This window comes from Stenotrophomonas sp. SAU14A_NAIMI4_8, assembly GCF_003086695.1.
Lineage (GTDB): Bacteria > Pseudomonadota > Gammaproteobacteria > Xanthomonadales > Xanthomonadaceae > Stenotrophomonas.
Genome location: NZ_CP025999.1, coordinates 2187887 through 2209502 on the forward strand (window position 1 = coordinate 2187887; position 21616 = coordinate 2209502).

Annotated in this window: 19 protein-coding genes; 13 read left to right on the forward strand and 6 right to left on the reverse strand. The window is 64.6% G+C overall.

Annotated features, from left to right (window positions below; all coding sequences use genetic code 11):
• The first annotated feature begins 44 nt into the window (after positions 1-44).
• From C1930_RS10105 to C1930_RS10120, 4 genes are all read left to right on the forward strand, one after another.
• Positions 45-791 carry a hypothetical protein gene (locus C1930_RS10105; protein WP_108771629.1) on the forward strand — a complete coding sequence of 249 codons (747 nt, stop codon included), beginning with the start codon at positions 45-47 and terminating at the stop codon, positions 789-791.
• Positions 792-1263: 472 nt separating this feature from the next.
• A complete protein-coding gene (fusA, locus tag C1930_RS10110; RefSeq protein ID WP_108771630.1) occupies positions 1264-3300 on the forward strand; it encodes an elongation factor G in 2037 nt (678 codons plus the stop codon).
• A 401-nt stretch (positions 3301-3701) separates the two neighbouring features.
• Positions 3702-3974 (forward strand): hypothetical protein, encoded by a 273-nt coding sequence (locus C1930_RS10115; protein WP_079221882.1) that lies wholly within the window; start codon positions 3702-3704, stop codon positions 3972-3974.
• 110 nt (positions 3975-4084) lie between these two features.
• Complete coding sequence (locus tag C1930_RS10120) at positions 4085-4840, forward strand: SapC family protein (protein ID WP_108749617.1); 756 nt, start codon at positions 4085-4087, stop codon at positions 4838-4840.
• A gap of 1 nt (position 4841) precedes the next feature.
• Here the strand turns inward: C1930_RS10120 and C1930_RS10125 are convergent, their stop codons facing one another.
• Both C1930_RS10125 and C1930_RS10130 read right to left on the reverse strand, forming a co-directional pair.
• A complete protein-coding gene (locus C1930_RS10125; RefSeq protein WP_234412764.1) occupies positions 4842-7181 on the reverse strand; it encodes an ATP-binding protein in 2340 nt (779 codons plus the stop codon).
• Positions 7178-7804 (reverse strand): response regulator transcription factor, encoded by a 627-nt coding sequence (locus C1930_RS10130; RefSeq protein WP_108771631.1) that lies wholly within the window; start codon positions 7802-7804, stop codon positions 7178-7180. Before C1930_RS10130 ends, C1930_RS10125 begins: the two co-directional genes overlap by 4 nt.
• A gap of 389 nt (positions 7805-8193) precedes the next feature.
• Between C1930_RS10130 and C1930_RS10135 the strand changes: the two genes are divergently transcribed.
• The 6 genes from C1930_RS10135 (at position 8194) to C1930_RS20525 (ending at position 15987) form a co-directional block, all read left to right on the forward strand.
• Entirely contained in the window at positions 8194-11187 is a 2994-nt protein-coding gene (locus C1930_RS10135; RefSeq protein WP_108772578.1) for a TonB-dependent receptor, read from the forward strand.
• A 362-nt stretch (positions 11188-11549) separates the two neighbouring features.
• Positions 11550-11825: a hypothetical protein gene (locus C1930_RS10140; RefSeq protein ID WP_108756173.1), complete on the forward strand. Its 276-nt coding sequence runs from the start codon at positions 11550-11552 to the stop codon at positions 11823-11825.
• A 164-nt stretch (positions 11826-11989) separates the two neighbouring features.
• The gene (locus C1930_RS10145) at positions 11990-13018 is read left to right on the forward strand and encodes a DUF4034 domain-containing protein (protein ID WP_108771632.1); all 1029 of its coding nucleotides are present in this window, start codon (positions 11990-11992) and stop codon (positions 13016-13018) included.
• A 116-nt stretch (positions 13019-13134) separates the two neighbouring features.
• Entirely contained in the window at positions 13135-15090 is a 1956-nt protein-coding gene (locus C1930_RS10150; protein ID WP_159093585.1) for a hypothetical protein, read from the forward strand.
• Positions 15091-15372: 282 nt separating this feature from the next.
• Positions 15373-15738, forward strand: a complete 366-nt coding sequence (locus C1930_RS10155) for a hypothetical protein (protein ID WP_108771634.1) — start codon at positions 15373-15375, stop codon at positions 15736-15738.
• Between the two features lie 27 nt (positions 15739-15765).
• Positions 15766-15987 carry a hypothetical protein gene (locus tag C1930_RS20525; RefSeq protein ID WP_234412765.1) on the forward strand — a complete coding sequence of 74 codons (222 nt, stop codon included), beginning with the start codon at positions 15766-15768 and terminating at the stop codon, positions 15985-15987.
• Positions 15988-16257: 270 nt separating this feature from the next.
• Here the strand turns inward: C1930_RS20525 and C1930_RS10165 are convergent, their stop codons facing one another.
• The 3 genes from C1930_RS10165 to arsH form a co-directional block, all read right to left on the reverse strand.
• Positions 16258-16560: a hypothetical protein gene (locus tag C1930_RS10165; protein WP_108771636.1), complete on the reverse strand. Its 303-nt coding sequence runs from the start codon at positions 16558-16560 to the stop codon at positions 16258-16260.
• Positions 16561-16745: 185 nt separating this feature from the next.
• On the reverse strand, positions 16746-17165 hold the full coding sequence (arsC, locus tag C1930_RS10170; RefSeq protein ID WP_108771637.1) for an arsenate reductase (glutaredoxin): 420 nt from the start codon (positions 17163-17165) through the stop codon (positions 16746-16748).
• The gene (gene arsH, locus C1930_RS10175) at positions 17162-17902 is read right to left on the reverse strand and encodes an arsenical resistance protein ArsH (protein ID WP_108771638.1); all 741 of its coding nucleotides are present in this window, start codon (positions 17900-17902) and stop codon (positions 17162-17164) included. The genes arsC and arsH overlap by 4 nt, the downstream gene beginning before the upstream one ends.
• Before the next feature lie 40 nt (positions 17903-17942).
• On the opposite strand from arsH, the gene C1930_RS10180 reads away from it, so the two are divergent.
• The 3 genes from C1930_RS10180 to C1930_RS10190 all read left to right on the forward strand — a co-directional run bounded on the left by C1930_RS10180 (position 17943) and on the right by C1930_RS10190 (position 20244).
• Complete coding sequence (locus tag C1930_RS10180; RefSeq protein WP_108756179.1) at positions 17943-18257, forward strand: metalloregulator ArsR/SmtB family transcription factor; 315 nt, start codon at positions 17943-17945, stop codon at positions 18255-18257.
• Positions 18258-18313: 56 nt separating this feature from the next.
• Positions 18314-19372 carry an ACR3 family arsenite efflux transporter gene (arsB, locus tag C1930_RS10185; protein WP_108771639.1) on the forward strand — a complete coding sequence of 353 codons (1059 nt, stop codon included), beginning with the start codon at positions 18314-18316 and terminating at the stop codon, positions 19370-19372.
• A 116-nt stretch (positions 19373-19488) separates the two neighbouring features.
• A complete protein-coding gene (locus C1930_RS10190) occupies positions 19489-20244 on the forward strand; it encodes a hypothetical protein (RefSeq protein ID WP_108771640.1) in 756 nt (251 codons plus the stop codon).
• Here C1930_RS10190 and C1930_RS10195 read toward each other — a convergent pair.
• Positions 20241-21158: a type II CAAX endopeptidase family protein gene (locus tag C1930_RS10195; RefSeq protein ID WP_108771641.1), complete on the reverse strand. Its 918-nt coding sequence runs from the start codon at positions 21156-21158 to the stop codon at positions 20241-20243. The genes C1930_RS10190 and C1930_RS10195 overlap by 4 nt on opposite strands.
• Positions 21159-21616 lie beyond the last annotated feature (458 nt).

Sequence of the window (21616 nt, forward strand, 5' to 3'; positions counted from 1 at the left end):
GACGTATCCTTGGCGGTTCGTTTTTCTTCAACGGAATGACCCCCATGAAAGTTCCCTTCGCACGTACCGCACTTGTCGCTGCGCTGTTTGCTTCGGCGTGTGCGGCCAATGCAGCCACGACCTCGGTGTCGTTGAGCAAGGCGGCCGACCAGGCCACCTCGATCGAAACGCGCAGCGCCAAGGGCAAGGGCGCCACGCCGGATCTGTTCACCACGCACTACTACGCGGGCGGTGAGATGATGATGGCGTGGGCCGACCAGCAGGTGCTGGTGCTGTGCAAGAAGTCCGCTTATCTGAAACTGCCGGGCATGAAGCCTGCTGCCAGCGAACTGCCGCTGGAGCAGCGACAGATGATCGGCGCACAGGCCATGATGGCCGGCTACACCAGCTATGCGGCCATTGCCGAGATGGTGGATGGCTCGGTTGCCGTGGCCGACGATGGCAGCGAAGTGCGCCGCCAGGCCGAACGCCCGTGGGCCTACGGCACCGAGCGCTACGATGTGACCAGCCAGCGCATGCCCAATGGCGCTTTGCGGGTGCGCGCGGTGAAGACCGCCACGGTGAATACGGCCAAGCGCTCCAAGCCGGGTGATACCTTCAGTACGGACGAAGACCAGGACGCACGTCTGAGCGAACTCGGCGCGGTAGGCAGCTGGACCGAAGTCACCTTCCATACCACCCCGCGGCGTGGCGAGGTCGATCCGGCGTACTCGCTGAAGGGTTGGGTGTCGGTGACCGGTGACAACGCGGCAACCGTGGGCGACGCGCGGCGGATCAACGGCTGCGAGTGACCGGCCGTTGCTGGGGTCAGAGCCCTTGGCGTGGCCAAGGGATCTGACCCCGCACCTCCGCCCGGGGTCGGATCCTTTCGCAAAGCGAAAGGCTCTGAACCCATTACACCTCATTGTTCCATTGGCGTGTGCAATAGCCCCTTGCGCGCCAGATTGGCAGGTCTAGAATGCGCTGCATGAACCGGATGCCGCTCCTGAAGTTTTTCACCCTGACCCGCGCAAGCGCGGAACGGGCGTATCTGCCTGGAGTGCCACGAAGCCGTTGATACGGCTATCGTTGGACCATCCACAGAGCGCCCTTCGGGGCGCTCTTTTCGTTTCCGCAGTTTCATTTTCAACGCCGCCGGCGCCGCCGGCTCGACCCAAGGAGAACGTGCCATGCACCAGATCGCCGAGACCGAACGCTAGCCGCATGCCCTGTCGCCAACCGGGGTGTGCGGCCCCTGAAGTTGGCTTTGCAGGAACCTATCTCATGAACACCCAGACCCTTTCCCGCCGCCGCAACCTGGGCATCATTGCCCACATCGACGCTGGCAAGACCACGCTGACCGAACGCCTGCTGTGGAAAAGCGGCGAGATCCATCGCGTCGGCGAAGTGCACGACGGCAATGCGACCACCGATTTTTCGGCCATCGAGCGCGAGCGTGGCATCACCATCGGCGCCGCCGCCGTGCAGGCGCAGTGGGCGCCGCGCGATCTGCCGCCGCACCGGCTCACGCTGATCGACACCCCCGGCCATATCGACTTCGCCATTGAAGTGGAACGTTCGCTGCGCGTGCTCGACGGTGCCGTGGCCGTGTTCTCGGCCGTGGATGGCGTACAGCCGCAGTCGGAAACCGTGTGGCGCCAGGCGCGCCGGCATGGTGTGCCATCCATTGCCTTCGTCAACAAGATGGACCGCGTGGGTGCCGACTTCGGGCGTGTGCTGGAGCAGATGCAGGACAAGCTGCAGGCGCGGCCGTGGGCGCTGGGTGTACCGCTGGGCAGCGAAAGCGCGTTCAACGGCTGGGTGGACCTGGTCGATGAGCGCGTGCTGCAGTGGCACGACGATGGCGCCACCACCGTTTCGGCGTGGGACGATGCCGCGCGCACGCAATGGCAGGCACATCGCCAGGCCCTGATCGAGGCGGTGGCCGACCACGACGACGCGCTGGCCGATGCCTGGCTGGAAGGCCGCGCCATCGATGCAGCGCTGCTGCGCGCTGCGCTGCGCCGGGCCACCCTGGCCGGTGCAGGGGTGCCGGTGCTGGCCGGTGCGGCGTTCAAGGACAAGGGCATCGAGACGCTGCTGGACGCGGTGGTCGATTACCTGCCTTCGCCACTGGATCGCCCCGCGGTTACGGCCGTGAGCGAGCAGGGTGACGTCGTGCTGCCGCCGGACCCGGACGGTCCGCTGGCGGGCCTGCTGTTCAAGATCACCCACCAGCAGCACGGTGCGCTCAGCTTCGTGCGGCTGTACTCGGGCACCTTGAAGGTGGGCGATGCCGTGGCCAGTTCGCAGCACCCGCAGGGGCGGCGCGTCAGCCGCCTGGTACGGGTACAGGCCGACCAGACCCACGACATCGAACAGGCCGTGGCCGGCGACATCGTGGCGGTGCTGGGCTGGAAAGATGCGGTCAGCGGTGAAACGCTGAGCAGCCGGGCACGGCCGCTGCAACTGGAAAACATCCAGGCGCAGGCACCGGTACTGGCATGGCGGTTGAGCCCGGCGCGGGCGGCGGACCTGATCCGCATCGCGCAGGGCCTGGCCAGCCTGGCCCAGGAAGACCCGTCGTTCCGTGTGGAAACGGATCGCGACAGTGGTGAAACCCTGGTCTGGGGCATGGGCGAGCTGCACCTGGAGGTGATGGTCGAGCGCCTGCGCAGCGAATGGAAGGTGGACGTGGGCGTGGGATCGCCGCGCGTGGCCTACCAGGAAACGCCCATCAAGGCCGTTTCCGGTGTGGTGGGCCGGGTGTCCAAGCAGAACGGCGGGCAGGGTCAATTTGCCCACGTGGTGCTGGACATTGCGCCGCGCGAAGATGGCGAGGTGGTCTTCAACGACCGCATCGTCGGTGGCGTGGTGCCGCGTGGCTTCATCGCCGCGGTGGAAAAGGGTGTGCGTGCGGCGCTGTCCGATGGCCCGCAGGGTTACCCCGTGGTGGGTATCGAGGTGACTCTGGTCGATGGCGAAACCCATGCCAAGGACTCCTCGGAACTGGCCTTCCATCGCGCCGGGCTGGAAGCGGTGCGGGCGGCACTGGCTGGCAGCGGCACCCAGGTGCTGGAGCCGGTAATGGAAGTGACGGTGCATTCGCCGTCGGCATCGGTGGGCGACGTGGTGGGCGACCTGAATCGCCGCCACGGCCGCATCGCCCGCATCGACGACCAGGACGGTCGCGCCGAGGTGAGTGGCTTTGCGCCGCTGGCCAACCTGGTGGGGTATACCACCGCGCTGCGCTCGCTCAGCCAGGGGCGGGCCAGCAGCGAGGCGCACCTGCACGGGTATGAGCCGGTGCGCGCCGCATAGCAGGCAAGGCAGGGGAGTCCGTTCGCGGGCTCCCCTTTTTGTTGGCGGCGGATAGGGCGATGGGCGTGCCATCCACGCATGGCGTGGATCTACTGCGCCCATCGTGGCATTGCAAGGATGGTCGACACGTCACGTCATCGGCGCGTTGCGCGCGGGGGCGGATGGGGCGATGGGCGTGCCATCCACGCATGGCGTGGATCTACTGTGCCCATCGGGGCGTTGCACGAATGGTCGACACGTCACGTCATCGGCGCGTTGCGCGCGGCGGTAGATCCACGCCATGCGTGGATGCGGGGTCATGCCCGCTGCAACGCAACAAAAGCGCAGAAAAAGCTGGATTAAAGTGATGCCTCACGATAAATTGCGCACCCCCTGTTGAATTACCGCCGATCGCACCCGCCATGCGTGATGACAATGACCCCGGAACCCTGGAGTTGACCCTGCCGCGCAAACGCGGTCGGCCGCCCAAGTTCGGGTACGCCATGAGCGATGCACAGCGGGCGGCGCGCTACCGCGCACGCAGGGCAGGGCAGGCCAACCACGCCGACGTGCGCTCGTGCAGCGACATGGTGCTGCTGGACAAGATCCGCGCGGCCGTCAGCGCCCGCGACACCGAACTGGCCGGCTTCCTGGTCCACGTTCTGTGGCAGCGCTACCCGCTTCAGTTGAAATAATTCGTGGTCGGGGTGGTCGTGGCCACCCAGCTTGTTGATAATGCGGGGTTCAGGTTGTTCCCGCTGGCGCGCCCGGGATGGCAGGCGCGCATGATCGACATGGTTTTACGATGACCACTACCAGCGACACCACCACCGAAGCTGCACCGAGCAGCGCGCCCCTGTTCTACACCCGTCCGGTGCCGCTGCAGGCCGACAAGCATGCCGACGTGCGGATCCTGCCGGGCAAGCTCGAATTTGCTGCCAGCAGCAACTCCATCCCGCTGGTGCTGGGCGAATTCTCGCTGGCGCTGCACCACTTCCCGATCCTGTTCGCCGGCCCCACCGCGGTGCCGATGGCGGCGGTGGGCATCACCAACGACAACCTGTTCATCACCGATGGCCTGTGGGCCGATGAGACCTACATCCCGGCCTATCTGCGCCGTCATCCCTTCATCTTCATCGACACCGGCGAAGGCAACGACTTCCTGCTGGGCATCGACGAAGACAGCGCCCGCATCGCCCGCGGTGGCGAGGAAGGCCAGCCGCTGTTCGCCGATGGCAAGGCCACCGAGCTGGTGCAGCAGGCGCTGGAATTCTGCGGTCAGTTCACCCGCGAGCACGAGCAGACCCAGGCCTTCTCCAAGGCGCTGGTGGACAACAACCTGCTGGTGGAGCGCAATGCCAACGTGCGCCTGCCCGATGGCCGCGAATTCAACCTCAACGGCTTCTTCGTGGTGGATGTCGAGAAGTTCATCGCACTGCCCGACGCGACCGTGGTCGAATGGCACCGCAGCGGCTGGCTGGCACTGATCCACCAGCACCTGATGTCGCTGGGCCGCTTCAACGACCTGACCCGTCGCCAGATCGCGCGCAGCGCCGCCTGATTCAGGGCAGCTGCACGGCCCCGGCAATACCGGGGCCGTGCACGATGCGCAGTTGATCGACCAGATGCACCGCAGCGCCCCAATCGGGCGAGCGCTCGCGCCCGTGCTGGGCCAGCGTTGCGGCCATCGCCGCCAGTTCGTGCAGGCCCTGCATCTGCAACGCGCCATGCAGCCGGTGCGCATGGTGCGCCAGCGCAACGAAATCGTGAGCCTGCGCCGCACGTTCGGCTGCCGCATGTTCGCGCCGAAGATCCTCGGCCATCTCTGCCGCCAGTGTGACCCTGTCGTGCATGGCAGGCTCGGCGGCTGCATCGCAATGACCCAGGGCCTGCAGCAACGCATCCAGCTGCAGGGGCTTGCTCAGTACACCATCGAAGCCGGCCTGCAGGCAGCGCTGCTGGTGCGCGGCCCCGGTGTGGGCCGACAGCGCCAGGATCTGCGTGGTGCCACCTTCGGCCGTGCTGGCTTGGCGCAGCTGCGGCGCCAACGCATAGCCATTGCTGTGCCCCAGTTCGATATCCAGCAGGATCACCGCGTGCTGCGCGCTCGCCTGGCGCAGCAGTGCCGCACCGGCGCTGGAGACTTCATGCACGTCCGCACCGTGCCTGCGAAGCTGCGCGGCCAGTACACGGCGCGACAGCGTGTGGTCTTCCACCAGCAGCATATCCAGCCCTGCCAGCAGCGGCGTGGCCGCGGCCGTAGGCGCGGCCGGTGCCTGGGCATCCGGCAACGGGATGACCGTGACCGGCAGGCGCAGGCTGAAGCGACTGCCGCGGCCCTGCACACTGTGCGCGTCCAGCGTACCGCCCATCGATGCTGCCAGCTCGCGGCAGATCGACAGCCCCAGGCCACTGCCGCCGCGCGCCTGTCCCTCGTCGCCGGGCTGGAAGGGCTGGAACAGCACCGCCATCTGCGCCGGCGCGATACCGATGCCGCTATCGATGACATCCACCAGCAACTGTGGCGCGTCTGCATCTGCGCGCAACTGCATGCGCAGCTCGATGCCGCCGGCATCGGTGAACTTGATGGCGTTGCCCAGCAGGTTGTCCAGCAACTGCCGCAGGCAGTCCGGGTCCAGTTGCAGCCCCGGCAGCGGCTGTGGCGATACGTCCAGATGCAGAGTCAGTCCCTTGCGCTGGGCTTCGGGGGTGATGGCGTCCAGCGCCTGGGTTGCGATGTCGGCGGCGTCGCAGGGGCGGGGGCTGGGCTGGAACGTGCCGGCCGCCAGACGCGAGAAATCCAGTGCGCGATTCAGTCGCGCGCGCAGCTCCAGCGTCGCGCGATTGGCGGCGCTCACCAGATCGCGCGCACTGGCGGGCAGTTGCAACTGCCGCAGCAGATCCAGTGCCGACATCACCAGGTGCGCCGAATTGCGCACCTCGTGACTGAGCATGCCCACCGCACGCGCCTGCGACTGCGAGCGCTGGCGCCAACGTCCTGCCAGCCGGCGACGCAGCCACAACCCGCCCACGGCCAGCGCGACCAGCGGCAGCAGTGACGACGAACCGCGCATGCCCGCCTGCGCCAATGCGTCGGCAATCGAACGGGGCAGGGTCTGCACCGCCCAGCGATGGCCCAGCGCGGCGTGTTCTTCCAGGCTGATCCTGTCCAGGCCCTGTTCGACCCGATCCAGCAGCGCCCGCTGGTCAGCGTGGGCCAGCAGGTGCAGCTGTTGCGGAAATCCCGAGCGGATCGGCTGCAGTTTCAGGCCCTCGCTGAAATGCCGTCGCAGGATCGGGCGCAGCGAGGCTTCCATGCCGATGGCCGCGTCAGCCGCACCGGCCTCCACCGCGGCCAGCGCGGCGTAGACATTCGGTACCGGCAGCACCCGGACATCACCGGCGTGCTGTGCCAGCCAGCCGGGGTAGGCGCCACCCTGCACGGCGGCCAGCACCACCGCATCCAGCCCATCGGCATCGCGCGGCAGGCGCGTTCCGTTGCGCCCGGCCAGCGCCGTCGTTGCGCCGGGGAAGCTGCGCCGACCGGTCTGCAATGCGCAGGAGGTGGCGTGATCGAGCGCGCTGCCCTGCACCAGGATCAGGTCGGCCTCGCGGCTGCACAGGGCCAGCAGGGCCTCGCGCAGGCTGTCATAGGGCGTATCGGCGAAGGTCAGCCCGGAGTGGCGCTCCACCAGCTCGGCATAGCCGTGGGCGATGGTCGGCAGCACTGGGCGACTGCCCGGGGCGTCAGGGAAGGGGCGCAGGGTCGGGTAGGTGGCCACGCGCACCTGGCGACCATCGCCCCATTGCCACAGATTCGTATCGCCGGCGGAGGCGCAGGGCAGCAGGGTCAGTGCGGCCACCATTGCCACGTTGCGCCAAGGGGTGGGCGTGCAGCTCATAAGGCCTCCAGTTCGCGGCGCATGGCAAAGATCTCTGCGTCGTTGCGCAGCCCCAGCTTGCGCAGCGCCGCGACTTTCTGGGTGCTGATGGTCTTGACGCTGCGGTGCCGGTGCTGCGCGATCTGCGAAACGGTGTAGCCCGCCAGCAGCAGGCGCATCACTTCGCGTTCGTTGCGACTCAACTCATCCTGGCCCGGCAGCCGCCGACACGCGGCGGGAATGCGATACAGCCCCTGCGAGACGCGCACCACGGCGTCGGCCAGTTCGCTTAGCGGCTCGGATTTGCCGACATAGCCATTGATGCCGGCCGCCAGCAGGTGGCTGATCGCCGCGGCAGAGGCCTGCCCGGCAAACGCGAGCAACGGGGTGCGGGGTGCGTGCTCGCGCAGATGTTCCACCAGCGCCGTACCGCTCAGATCGCCGGGCGCCAGGCTGAGGTCGATGATGCCCACGTCTACCCGCTCCTGCTGCAGCGTCCGTGCAAAACACGCGCTGGCGGAGTGGCTGGCCACGATCTGGAAGCGGAAGTCTGCCCCCAGGTGGAGTGCGGTGCCGCGACGGACCACATCGTGGTCGTCCAGTAGTGCCAGACGCAGGCGGCGCGGTGCAGGGAATCCGTTCATGCGCGGGAGGTGATCGGCGCCGCTGGGGCGTGGCGCCCATTCTGGCGCTGCACGTCACGCCAGCCTCGAATTCGTTCGAATTTTACGATTATTCCTATTTGTTGCAGCGCGTCGCTTTTAACCCAAGCGCTGCGGAGGCGTATGCGTTGCGTTGGGGTTTCGGCCATGAAGGTGCCGCGCGCCCGGCACATTATCGTGACGCGTCACGGCGGAGCGAGCGGGCGCATGCGAGGGTAGGGCAGAGACCTGCCTATCGCCATCGGCCAATAGCAGATAACCACTGGGCATTTCTGCATTGGGGCGCGAGCGGGGTTAATGAATGTGCAATGTCTGGCGCGTCGGTTGCGGCGCGTGGGCAGCGCTTCCCCCACTACCCGTACCGAAACACGATGACGACAGCTCGTTCTTCACTGCGCCCGCGTCTGCTGGCGTTGGCGGTGGCGCTTGCCACCGCGTCTCCCGCGCTGCATGCGCAGTCCACCACCGGTGCCATCGCCGGCCAGGCGCCGCCTTCCACGCAGCGCATCTTCGTTCGCAGTGACACCGGCCTCAGCCGCGAGGTGGCGGTCGATGCACGCGGGCGCTTCACTGTCAGCCAGCTGCCACTGGGCCGCTATTCGGTGGAAGCGCGCGATGCCGAGGGCAAGGTGCTGGAATCCCGCCAAGATGTGGCGCTGACCGTGGGCGCCAGCACGGAAGTGTCCTTCGCCGGCATTACCCGGCTGGATGGCGTGCAGGTCAGCGCCGATCGTGCCGCCGCGGCGATCGATGTCAGCAGCGTGGATTCGCGCACCGTCATCACCGCCGAGCAGCTGCAGCGGCTGCCGCTGGGGCGCTCGGCCGAGGCTATCGCCCAGCTGGCGCCAGGGGTGATCGGCAACAGCGGCAACGGCAGCTATGCCGGCCCGACCGGCGCGCAGCTGGTGAGCTTTGGCGGTTCGTCGGCCGCAGAGAACGCGTACTACATCAACGGCTTCAACACGACCGATCCCTTGCGCGGCCTGGGTGGCTTGACGCTGCCATACGGCAGCATCGACCAGCAGGAAATCTACACCGGCGGCTACAGCGCCAAGTACGGCCGCTCCGACGGCGGCGTGATCAACGCCGTTGGCAAGCGCGGCACCAATGATTGGCACTTCGGCGGCCAGATGACGTGGGAGCCGGCCTCGGCGCGATCGAACAAGGACGATGTGCGCTACCCGGGCGACGGCGCGCTGTACGCGCCCGAGAGCAAGGACCGCGAGTGGGTGACCACGCAGAGCATCTATGCCGGCGGCCCGCTGATCGAAGACCGGCTGTTCTTCTTCGGGTCCTACGAACTGGAACGCCGCGAGGGCACCGACGTGAAGAACGTCGAGGCCACCAATTCCTATTCAAAGTACGAATACAGCCGGCCGCGCTGGTACGCCAAGCTGGACTGGAACATCACCGACAACCACCTGCTGGAACTGACCGGCGCGTCCAGCCGAAACGTGTTCCGCGGCGACATCTTCGCCTACGACTACGACGCGCTGAGCAGGGGCGAACAGCGCGGCAAGGAAGATACCACCAAGACCGGTGGCGACCTGTGGACGGCCAAGTACACCGGCTATCTGACCGACCGCCTGACGGTAAGCGCGCAGTACGGTGAAATGAACACCGATGACTACATCGGCAATCCCGCCTACGACGGCAGCCTGACCTACATCAACAGCGCATCACTGCAGAACCCGGCCATTACCGGTGGCACGCCCATCACCAATGCACAGACCACCTCGTTGCTGGTGAACCCGGACCGTGGCAACCGCACTAACAACCTGCGGCTGGATGCGAACTACGTGTGGGGCAACCACAGCATCACCGTCGGCATCGACAACCAGAACGCGCGTGCACTGAATCGTGGCTCGGTGGCATCGGCCGATGGCTACTACTGGATCTACGGCCAGTCCAACCCGAACGTGCCGATCAACACGGGCCTGGGCGTGCCGGCCACCGGTGGTATCCGCAATGGTGAAGACGGCTACTACGTGCGCCAGTACATCTACAGCGCACTGGCCTCGGTGCGCGCCTCGCAGCGGGCGCAGTACATCGAAGACAACTGGCAGGTGACCGATCGCCTGCTGTTGAACCTGGGCCTGCGCCTGGACCAGTTCACCAACTTCAACCGTGATGGCGACGCGTATATCAAGCAGACCAGCGGGCAGTGGGCGCCGCGCCTGGGCTTCAGCTGGGACGTGGGCGGGGACGGGCGCTTCAAGGTGTTCGGCAACGTGGGCCGCTACTACCTGGCGCTGCCACTGAACCCGGCCTTCAATGCCGCCGGCGCCACCCTGGCAACGTCCACCTACTACACGTACGGCGGCATCGACAGCAACGGCTACCCGACCGATCTGACCGCGTTCTCTGGCGCGGTGTCGTCCAACAACAACTACGGTCTGCTGCCGGATGCAAAGACGGTGGCCACCTCGGGCATCGAGCCGTCCTACCAGGACGAGTTCATCCTGGGCTTCAGCAAGGCACTGGGCCAGAACTGGGTGTACGGCGCCAAGGCCACGTACCGCGTGCTGCGCAGCGGCGTGGATGATTACTGCGATATCGACGCCGTGCTGGGCAAGGCCAGCAGCCTGGGCTACAACGTGACCAAGGACAGCAACCCGGTAAGTTGCTGGCTGATCAATCCGGGCCGGGCGAACACCTTCAACCTGGTTGATACCAGCGGAAATTACGTATCCGTGCCGCTGAGCAACGCGGAAATGGGCTTCCCGCGCTTCAAGCGCAACTACTACGCGGTGAACCTGTCGCTGGAGCACCCGTTTGATGGCCGCTGGTACGCCCGTGCCGATTACACCTGGTCGCGCAGCTACGGCACCACCGAAGGCCAGTTGCTGTCCGGCATCGGACAGACCGCGGTGTCCACCACCCAGGCGTGGGATTACGCGCAATTGATGGAGCACACCAACGGCCCGCAGAGCAACGACCACACCCATCAGATCAAGCTGCACGGCTACTACCAGATCACGCCGGAGTGGCTGGTGTCGGCCAACATCAAGGCGCTTTCCGGCACGCCGTTCAGTGCGCTGGGGTCCTACGGGCCGAACTTCGAAGATCCGTCCGGCTACGGCATTGCCTACCACTTCTACAACGGCCAGCCGGCGCCTCCCGGCAGCCAGGGCCGCCTGCCGTGGCTGAAGCAGCTGGATCTGGGCGTTTCCTACCGCCCGGCGGCTGCAGAGGGCCGACTGGGCTTCAATCTGGATGTTTTCAACGTGTTCAACAGCCAGACCGCGCTGTGGAAATCGCCGTATTCGGAGCTGGACCCCGGACAGCCGGACCCGCTGTATGGCGCGGCGACGGTACGACAGGCGCCGCGATCGCTGCGGGTCAGCGTGAGCTACGACTACTGACCAAGGGGGCAGGGCGGGCCGGGGAGGGAGCCCTTGCCCGCCATGGGGTCGGATCCTTTCGCAACGCGAAAGGCTCTGACCCCATTTCAGTGCCTGGCGCAGCTTGACCATGGCCGACGCGAGGACGTCCAGGGTCGGATCCTTTCGCAGAGCGAAAGGCTCTGACCCCATTCCAGTTCCAAGCGCAGTGATGCCGGCGTAGAGTCTGGTCCTGCCATGTGCAGCCCAGGCGCTGGAGCGTGCGACCTTCGAATCGATTGCTCTGCAGCCTGGCCGCGGCCCTGGGCCTGGTCACCACAGCGTGGGCCGTAGGATCCGTTTCAGCTGCAGAACCCCAATCCGAACCGTCTGTGGCTGACGCCATGATCGAGGTGACCGGCACGCTGGAGGTTTACCCAGGCGGTCACGGCCTTGGTGAGATCCGCGTAGATGACGGCAGATGCTTTGATCTGGCACTTCCCAAGCACGTGTTGAAGGACAGCATGCGCTGGTTCGGGAAGCGCGTGGTGATTGCGGGATCCATGCAGTTCCGGCCACGGATGGACGAAGTGATCTGGTGGGAGATCAAGGATCGGAAGATCGAGGGGTTTGGCTGTTCGGAGGATGTGATCTATGTGGAGCGGATTGAGCGGCTGTAGGGCTGGAGCGGCTTGGTCACTTCTTTGCGTAACATAATATACATTATGCGAACTGGAGTATGGCTTCTAACCAGCCGCTAGAGCTCCCCAATTCCAGCTAGACTCGCCTCGGGTTCCAGCCGCCACCCAGGACTGAAAGCGGCCCTCAGACCAGGACTGTCGACATGCGCTCACCCGCATCACTGTTGCTCTGCCTCTCCATCGCACTGGTCACGCTGCCTTGCGCCGTCGGTACCGCACAGGCCGGGCCATCCATAGACTCGCCCGAGTACGCCGAACGCAACGGCATCCAACTGCAGGTTGAATCCTTGCTGGGCAAAGAGGATTTCGCGGGTCTGGAAGCCTTGGCCAACAAGTACCGTCGTTCCGGTGAGACCACCAGCAGCGGCACGCTCAAGTTGACCCATTTCTACGAAGCGCTGTCGGCGCTGTACGAGGCCGACCGGATTCCGCTGGGTCAGGACGACCCGATGCGCGACCGGATCACGCGCTGGGTGAAGAAATACCCGCGTTCTGCAACGTCCCACCTGGCCATGGCCGCCACAATGCTCGGGCGCGGCATGGCGTACCGCGGATACGGCTATTCCAACTCGATCAGCGCGCAGGATTCCGCCTACTTTCATGCCTACACCGAAGCGGCCAGCAAGTACCTGGCCGAACACAAGAAGCAGTGCGCGAGCGACGCAGGCTGGTACGAGCTGGCATCATCCGCCGCCGTGCGGCTGAACTGGGAAGCGACCGACCTGATGGCGCTGGTGGATGAAGGCATGGCCAAGCACCCGGGTAACACCATGATTCCGTTCGTGGCGGCGCAGTACTTCTCGCCCAAATGGGGCGGTACCCCCTATGCCGTGGAATCGATGGCACGGCGCGCGCTCGAGACGGTGCCGGAACGCGACCGCCCTGCCCTCTACGCGCGCATCTACTGGTCCACCGCGGGCAGCTATTACAGCAGCCCGTTCGCTGAGAAACAGGTGGACTGGCCGTTGATGAGCCAGGGAATTGACGATGTGCTGGCCCGGTATCCGTCTGACTGGAACCTGCAGAACTTCGCCTATTTCGCCTGCCAAGCCGGCGACAAGGCCAAGACGCGTGCCCTGATGGACCGCATTACGCGGCCTATGGAATTTCATGCCTGGTGGGATGGGGATGTGTACGAGCAGTGCCGGCGATGGTCGCGTGAGGACTCTTGAGTGCCGGTACACCTGGATGGATCGGGCGTGTTTGCCGTGCGGATCGGAAAAAACCACCCCATCGACCGCAGAAATGACCCGCTGGGCGCAAGATGTGGAGTAAATGGAGAGTGACAATGAAGCAAGTTGAGATCCAGCGGCATGACTCTGATCTTTTTGCCAATGCTGAAGGGATGCTTCCGTTGCGCCTGGTGCAGATGGCCGCTGGGGTGGACGTTCGAAATCAGATTGCTTTACCAGATACTCCACGATGCGAATCGTCCGATTGCGTTTTGGATTCTGCTGTGCCTGCTTTGCATTATGGGCTGACGGTTATGTCGTACTGCCGGGGCATTGATAGATCGAGCTTCCAACTGTCCGATGCTGAAAGTGGGCGCGCCGTAGTCGCCCTGTCTGGTACCTGGCACTGTGAGAAGAAGAGCATCACCTATGTCTCCATGGGTCGTAACCTCATTCACCAGGAGAAGCTCTCTCTGTCGTCCGAGGATCAGGTTGCGAAGTTGACCACTGGGCAGGTGCTGCACGTCTACGCCGGGAATTCGTCAAGCAAGAAACAGCCCGTGCGCTGGGCCGTGCTTAACTGCCATGAATACACTCACGTAGAGCTCATGACGGCGCTGATGGTCGAGCAGATCGAGGTGCTCGTAGTGGTGTCGCACAACGCGGCGACTAGGCTCTACTGGGAGTACGCGCGCTCCGATGTGCATCGGCTGTACTGCTACGTGATCGTCGTGAATACTGCCGAGCTGGGAGGCTCCGCAGTGTTCGCGCCTTACCGGCGGCTTGGCACTCAGAAGAACGCGCAGTTCAGCGCGTCGGGACAGTTGTTTGGCACGCGAGGGCCAGGCGAATTCACGACCGAGATGATGCTGAACATCGGTGTGCTGCGCAAACTGCGTAAAGACTTCGAGACGAAGGGGTTTGACGAAATCAAATCCGGACAACTGCCGTACGATCTTGAAGCGATGGTTCCATCGCAGCACTTCCTTTCGACCTTCGATGCTCGCCCCGGTGCGCCCGTCGTTGTTCATTGCTGCGACGAGGAGACGAAGACGCTGCCCGATTCAATGCGTGTAGCGGTGGCGCAGTTAGAGAGCATGAGCTTGGACGCCTACACAACTTCAGGCTACCGATTGACCAACGCAACCGGTGTTGGAGTGTTCATGCAGAAGCTTTCAAGCTGGCTCCAGCATGTCGAGTTCCAGTGCAGCCTGAAGAGCGAACGCCCGGGAAAGTTGGACCTGCTGGCCCTCCCAGAGGTGTTTGTGCCGCGGGCATTCTTGCCGTTACTGCAGGCATTCAGTGACCGCACCGGGGCGATGGTGGTGGCGGGAGTCGACTACCCGGCCGAGAACGCAAACGAGTGCGCCATCTTGCGGCCTGGCTCGAGCCCAATCTTGTACCGGAAGGTCACCCGTTCCCAGTACGACGGTCAATGCTCCGAACGGGACGGCGGGCGTATGCAGATGAAACGCGGCGATCGGCTCTTGAGGTTCGTGGACCCGCAGGGACGGGCCATTGGTGTGCTTATCTGCTACGACTACAGCCACCTTGATCTGCTGGCCCGGCTGAACCTCGAAGGACGAGAGAGTCCGCTGGACATGGTGGTGGTCGTAGCCCACAACCCCTTCGCAGATCTCTATCGTTCGTCATGCATCGCCGACGCAAACCGCTTTTACCAATACATCGTGATGAGCAATGTCGCCAAGTATGGCGGCAGCGGCGTATTCGGCCCCATTCGCGGCACGGGTGCGCGGCAGGTGCTGTCTGAAGCGGGTAAAAACTGTGAGGCGGTGTTGATCGTTGACGTCAACCTGAAGGAATTGGAGGAGGCGCGCGCCAGAGGCTATGAGGAGGAGCTGCACGAAAGCAAGTTCCAGCGGCTTCCGGGCGTACTGAAAGGGCGAATTGTCTTCACGGATCCGCGTTGTAACGTCCCCCAGTCAGATCAAGTTGCTGCGGCCGTCCCGCGCCGTCGTAGCATTCAATCCATGTTGGAATGTTGCCGCAGCGCGACTTGGCTATGGCTGAAAAAGCGAATGAGACTTGGGCCGGGGGCCGTAAGCAGTTGAATCGATGGCGCCGCGCGCTAGAGGCCGTGCATTAGCCTGCGCCGGGCCACCGAAAATGGGTGGTCGGGGTCTCGAAAATCCCGGGAACACGACGTTGTTTGCGCTTGCCAGCCGGTACCGCCGCCAAAGAGGTGTCGGCAGGGAATCCGTCTGCCGGCTATGGCGGGCGGTGCGTGGGGGCTTCGTGCCCGCCCGGGCTTAGTTGCACACCGGATTTTCGAGCCACGCATCGTCCGCCACCTTTATCGGTGGCGGCTTCTGCCTGCACGCAAGGAGCCTGCCATGACCGCACCCTACTCCCCTGCCCCGCATTCCATCGAGGAACCGCCGGCAGCCGACCCCGCGCCAGACTCCAACACGCTTACCCACCTGCTGCGCAGTATCGGCGCCGGTGCCGCCGCAGATGGCCAACCCTGGCCCGAACGCCACCCGCTACGCAGCCGACAGATTGCACTGGCTGATGCCGATTGCGCCCTGGCTGGCCAGCGCGTGGTGCAGGAACTGCTGCTGGCCGCCGAACGCGCCCGCCAGAACGGAGACCCCGACCAGGATGTGGGCGACCGTGTTATGGAAGGCCTGGCCATGGCCTGCCTCGCGCTCAACGTCTTCATCCAGGAACGCTTGCGGCCGCTCGGCGCGGGCTCGTGAGTGAGGTCGCTCCTGGCGTCTGGCCTGATGGTCATCAGTGCACTGGCCGCGCTTGCCTGCCTGCCATGGCCGCAGAGCGCCGCCGAAGAGAAGTGGGCATATCCGAAGATGGGATTCGCGGAGTTCGAGAAGCTCTATGGCAGTGCGCACGAATTTGTTTCCACGCGCCGAGCAACGGGCTTCACGATCTACCCAGCGGATGCCGTTGCCCCTCTTTCCAGGTGCGCTGCAAAGGCTTTCCCGTGCTGAGGGTGGAGCGCACAAAACCGACGGTCGCGCTGCGTCTGCCGGCAGACGCTCTACAGCGTGCGCCGGAATCTGAGGCGCTGTATGTGGATCTGCAGCAGTTGCTGGCGCTCAATCAGATTGAGGGTGCCGGCATTCCCGATCGGCGGGCCCGACCGTGGTGGCGGGCCGGGCCCGCGGTGCCCAAGGATGAGCGGTGTGCGCCGCTATCTGGCGGCCGGGCTGCGAAGCGGCGTCGGTTCGAACAATCTGTTAGACCGCGATGCCTGCGAGCTATTTATCATCGAATGCCTGAAAGAACTGGACGCTGCCCCATGTGGCAAGTGCAGAGGCAAGAATAGCGAGCGGGACAGACAGCCAGTACAGCTCGACCGATTGGCTTTCAGGCATCCGAAGAAGGTATGGGAGCGCTCTCATAAGAGTGGCGGCCACCGCAAATACAGTTGAGGCGGCCAAAGTAATGAAGAACTGCTTCCTGTGCTTGCGATAGCCACGAACCTGCATGTAAAAAATTACAGCTGCACATAGCGCTGCCACGAAAAATTCAATCTGAAAAGCAAAGACCAAAGAGTTCACTCAGCAATCCTTAGCGGTCTAACTACCTGGTAGACGGACTCGTAGATCCGGGCATGCGACCTATCCACAAAGCACCGCATGGTGAGGCCTTTTCTTGATACAGCTCGATCTTAGGGTGGCCGCGTCCGGCCAACAACCCAGCACGCTTCCTTCCAGAGGTTGCTATCCCGTGGCAATTTAGCCGTTCAACGAAGGCGCCTGCCACCCCGATCAATCACCACTTCGCCATCTTCCTTGGCAAACGGCTCCCGCACCGCTGGCAGGATGTCCAGAACCACCTCGGACGGTCGGCACAGGCGCGTGCCCATGTCCGTCTGCACGAAGGGCCGATTGATGAGAACAGGATTGGCCAGCATGGCATCCAGCAGTGCGCTCTCGCTCAACGCGGGATCGTCCAGCCCCAGCTCCAGATACGGCGTGCCCTTCTGTCGAATCGCGCCGCGAACATCCAATCCGGCGGCGGCAATCAGCGCGACCAGTTTCGCTCGGCTGGGCGGGTTGGCCAGGTACTCGATCACTTCAGGCTCAATGCCGGCGTGACGAATCAACGCCAAGGTGTTTCGCGACGTGCCGCACTTGGGGTTGTGGTAGATGACAGCGTTCATGCGCTCTCCTTTTCATCCACTGCGGTCTCGACCACACCGGCCGCAGCGGCAAGCGCGGCCGCTTCGACTGCGCCCTTTCGCTCGCTGTAGCGGTCAACCAGGTAGTCACTGCGGCCACGCACCAGGAGGGTGAACTTGACCAGTTCTTCCATCACATCCACTACGCGATCGTAGTAGGCCGACGGTTTCATGCGCCCCTCATCATCGAACTCCTGCCAGGCCTTGGCCACCGAAGACTGATTCGGAATCGTGACCATCCGCATCCAGCGGCCAAGAACCCGTAGCGCGTTGACCACGTTGAAGGACTGGGAGCCTCCGCAAACCTGCATCACGGCCAGCGTGCGACCTTGCGTCGGGCGTACGCTCCCCTCCTCCAGCGGCAGCCAGTCGATCTGGTTCTTGAACACGGCCGTCAGGGTGCCGTGGCGTTCCGGGCTGACCCAGACGTGCCCTTCGGACCACAGCGAGGCCTGGCGCAGCTCCTGCACCTTGGGGTGCGAGGCGGGCACCGAGTCGAGCATCGGCAGGTCGTGCGGATCGAACAGCCGGGTCTCTGCACCCAAGTGCTCCAACAACCGCTGCGCCTCCAGCGCCAGCTTGCGGCTGAAGGACTGCGGGCGCAGGGAGCCGTACAGGATCAGGATGCGGGGCCGGTGTGGCGAGGCGTTCGGCTCGCTCAGCCTTTCGGCAGCTGGAGGGTTCAATGCGCCGGGGACGACGTTGGGAAGCTGCTGCATGCGGGTTGTCCTGCCGATTCGATTCGACTATTCTAGAAACATGGAACATAAGACTGCAACCCATGCCTTGGCGGCCCTGGGCCACACCACCCGCCTTTCCATCTTTCGCCTCCTGGTCCAGGCCGGAAGTGGCGGCAAGCTGGCCGGTGACATCGCACAGTCGCTTTCCCTTCCCGGCGCCACCCTCTCCTTCCATCTGAAGGAGCTGCTGGCCGCAGGCCTGGTCACCGCCGAGCAGCGCGGTCGCACCATCTGCTACCGGGCCGAGTTCCAGGCGATGAGCGCGCTGGTGGCCTACCTGACCGAAAACTGCTGCGCGGGCGATCAGGCCTGCGACCGCCCTGCGGGTTGCTGACGTCTCGCCTCTTCGAGATCGCACAGATCGACCAACCGCTCCCTGCGAGACCTGCCATGACGACTGACACGCCCCGCCTGTCCTTCCTGGACCGGCACCTTACGCTCTGGATTTTCCTGGCAATGGCCCTGGGCGTCGGCGTGGGCGCGATGTTCGAAGGCGTGCCCAGCGCGCTCCATAGCCTGTCGATTGGATCGACGAACATCCCGATCGCCATTGGCCTGATCCTGATGATGTATCCGCCGCTGGCCAAGGTGAAGTACGAAGCGCTGCCCAAGGTGTTCGCCGACAAGCGTGTACTTATGCTGTCGCTGGTGCAGAACTGGATCATCGGCCCGCTCCTGATGTTTGGCCTGGCGGTGCTGTTCCTGCGCGACTACCCCGAATACATGACCGGCCTGATTTTGATTGGGCTGGCACGCTGCATTGCCATGGTGCTGGTCTGGAACCAGCTCGCCCGCGGCGATGGGCAGTACGTGGCGGGCCTGGTGGCATTCAATTCGATCTTCCAGATCGCGCTGTTCAGTGTGTATGCGTGGTTCTTCCTGTCGTGGCTGCCGCCAGTGTTCGGGCTGCAGGGCAGCGTGATCGACGTCAGTTTCTGGACCATTGCCGAGGCCGTGCTGATCTATCTGGGCATCCCTTTCCTGGCGGGGTTCGTTACCCGACGCTGGCTCAAGGCGCGCAAGGGCGTGCGATGGTATGAAGAGACGTTCCTGCCGGCGATCAGTCCCATCACGCTGGCGGCGCTGTTGTTCACGATCGTTGCCATGTTCAGCCTGAAGGGCGGCGACGTGCTGCGCATCCCGATGGATGCAGTGCGCATCGCGATCCCGCTCACGCTCTATTTCATTGTCCAGTTCGTGCTGAGCTTCTTCATGGGCAGGATCATTGCCAAGGACTACCCGCGCACGACCGCGATCGCCTTCACTGCGGCAGGCAACAACTTCGAGCTGGCCATTGCCGTTGCCATCGCCGCGTTTGGCCTGGCCTCGCCGGTCGCCTTCGCCGCGGTTATCGGCCCCTTGGTGGAAGTGCCTGTGCTGATCCTGTTGGTGCATGTCGCCCTGCGGCTGGACGGGCGCTATTTTCCTGCCGACGCACGAAGCCACTGAGTCATGCGACGGGAATCGGCCCCATTAACGTGACGCATCACGCCCGACCCACACCCCATTGGCGCCCCACCCCACTCCCACTATAGTGCCTGCCCTCCCAAGGACCAGGCACCCACATGCCCTATATCGGAATCGGACTCCACGTACTGGCCGCCATCTTCTTCGCGGTCCACGCCATCCGCTCAGGCCAGAGCCTCTACTGGCTCCTCCTGCTCTTCTCGTTTCCGCTCCTGGGCAGCGTCGTCTACTTCCTGGCGATCTACTTTCCGGAAGCCCGCCATTCGCGCGGCGCCCGGCAGGCCATCCGCTCCGCCAAGCAACTGGTGAACCCCGGCCAGGATCTGCGCAACGCGCGGGCCGAGCTGGCGCGCACGCCCACCGTGCAGAACCGGGTTCGCCTGGGCATGACGCTGCTCAATTCCGGCCAGGCCGAGGAAGCCCGAGACCTGCTGGAACACGCCGCCAGCTCACCACTGGGCGACGATCCTTACATCCTGACCGGCCTGGCTCGCGCTCGCCTGGATTCCGGCCACGCTGCGCTGGCGGTCGAGACGCTGGACGGCCTGTTCGCCCGCCACCCTGATACACGCCGCAAGCCGGAACAGACCCTGCTCTACGCGCAGGCACTGGCCGAAACCCAGTCGCCCGACGCCCGCGCAGCGTTCGAGCGCGCGGTGGACTGCGGTAACGATGCCGCCGCACGTTGCCTGTATGCCGAATGGCTGATGGCGCAGCCGCAGTCGGCCGATCGGGATCAGGCCCGCAGCTTGTTCGACAGCATCCTGGACGACGCCAAGCACTGGTCGCGCCACGCGCGCAGCCACAATGCCGCGTGGCTTGAGCGGACCAAGGTGGCGATGAAGGGCCGCTAGCGGCTGTGGCCCGTCGGCGAGAGGCTCTGAGCTCCGCGCGTCTTTCGCCACTGCATCCACGCGATCGCGGCGACGAAGAACACGCTGCACAGGTAACTTCCTTCCGGGCCTTCCGCGCCACCGGTCAGGGCGTCGAGGCCTTGCGGGCGCAGCGCCACCAACAACGCCGGCAGGTGCGCATCGATGCCGGTGACGGGCAGTTCGAAGCCCGTCGCGAGCAACCAGTTCCACCCCGCGTGCCAGCCCATCACGCCCCAGATATTGCCGGTCCGCAGCGCCCAGGCGCAGGCGAACAGCGAGAACAAGAACATGCCAAGCGTGACCCGGAGCGGCTGGTGCGGACTGAAATGCAGGAAGCAGAAAACGAGCGACACCAGCAGCACTGCCACCGCGACATTGGTCTTGCGCGCCACCGCCGACAGCATCCAGCCGCGGAAGATAATCTCCTCCACGCTCGCCTGGAACATGAAACTCAGTAGCAGCAGACCGATGTGCAGCAGACTGATGGGCGATCGCCAGGCCAGCCCCACGCCTGCCGCCTGCATGCCGCCCGCCATCCAGATCGCAACTACGACCAGCGCGATCGTGCCGAATCCAACGGCCAGTCCGCGCAGGAAGGTTTTCAGCGGCGCCGGACCGGTCAGCCCGATACTCGCCAGCGAGCGCCCTTCGACGAAGCGCACCCAGGCGAGCACGGCCACCAGCGTCGGCGCGAAGCCAATCCACAGCAGCGCATGCACGCCAGCAAGTCCGATCGGATCGCCGCCCGGCGTCGACCAATGCTGCGACTGCATCCACCCGTCCAGCGCGAGCACCGGTACCGCGTTGAACAAGATCATAAGGATCGGCGCCAGCCAGGTCCAGGGCAACCAGCCGCGGGCCGGTTCCGGCGAATACAGGGCAACGGGGGTCATGCGGGCTCCAGATCGACGTGATCGCCGCTGGAAGTTGCCACCCGCGCAGAGGCGTGGCAACCCGTTTGCGACCAAGCCACAGATGCCTCCGATGAATGGCCTGGATCGCCGACGGGATGGCACTGATTGGTCGCGCCATGCGCGCAGCCACAATGCCGCGCGGCTTGAGCGCACCAAAATGGCGATTAAAGGCCACTAACGGCCGCTAACGGCCGCCGGCAGATGACGTTGGCATGTCGCATCTGCCCTGCCCTCGGTCGCTGCATTCGGTCCGCGACAACGCACTCGCCTGAATCGCCGATACCGGCGAAAGCCTTGCGCGCCAAGGCATCAGCAACGCCGCGTAATTTGCAACGATTCTGAAAATGTTGAAAGCAGTGACGGCTTCGCCCCTACTGCCTTGGCATTGAGCGCAACCGGGCGTATTCCTTGGCGGGCCACCGAAAACGGGTGGTCGG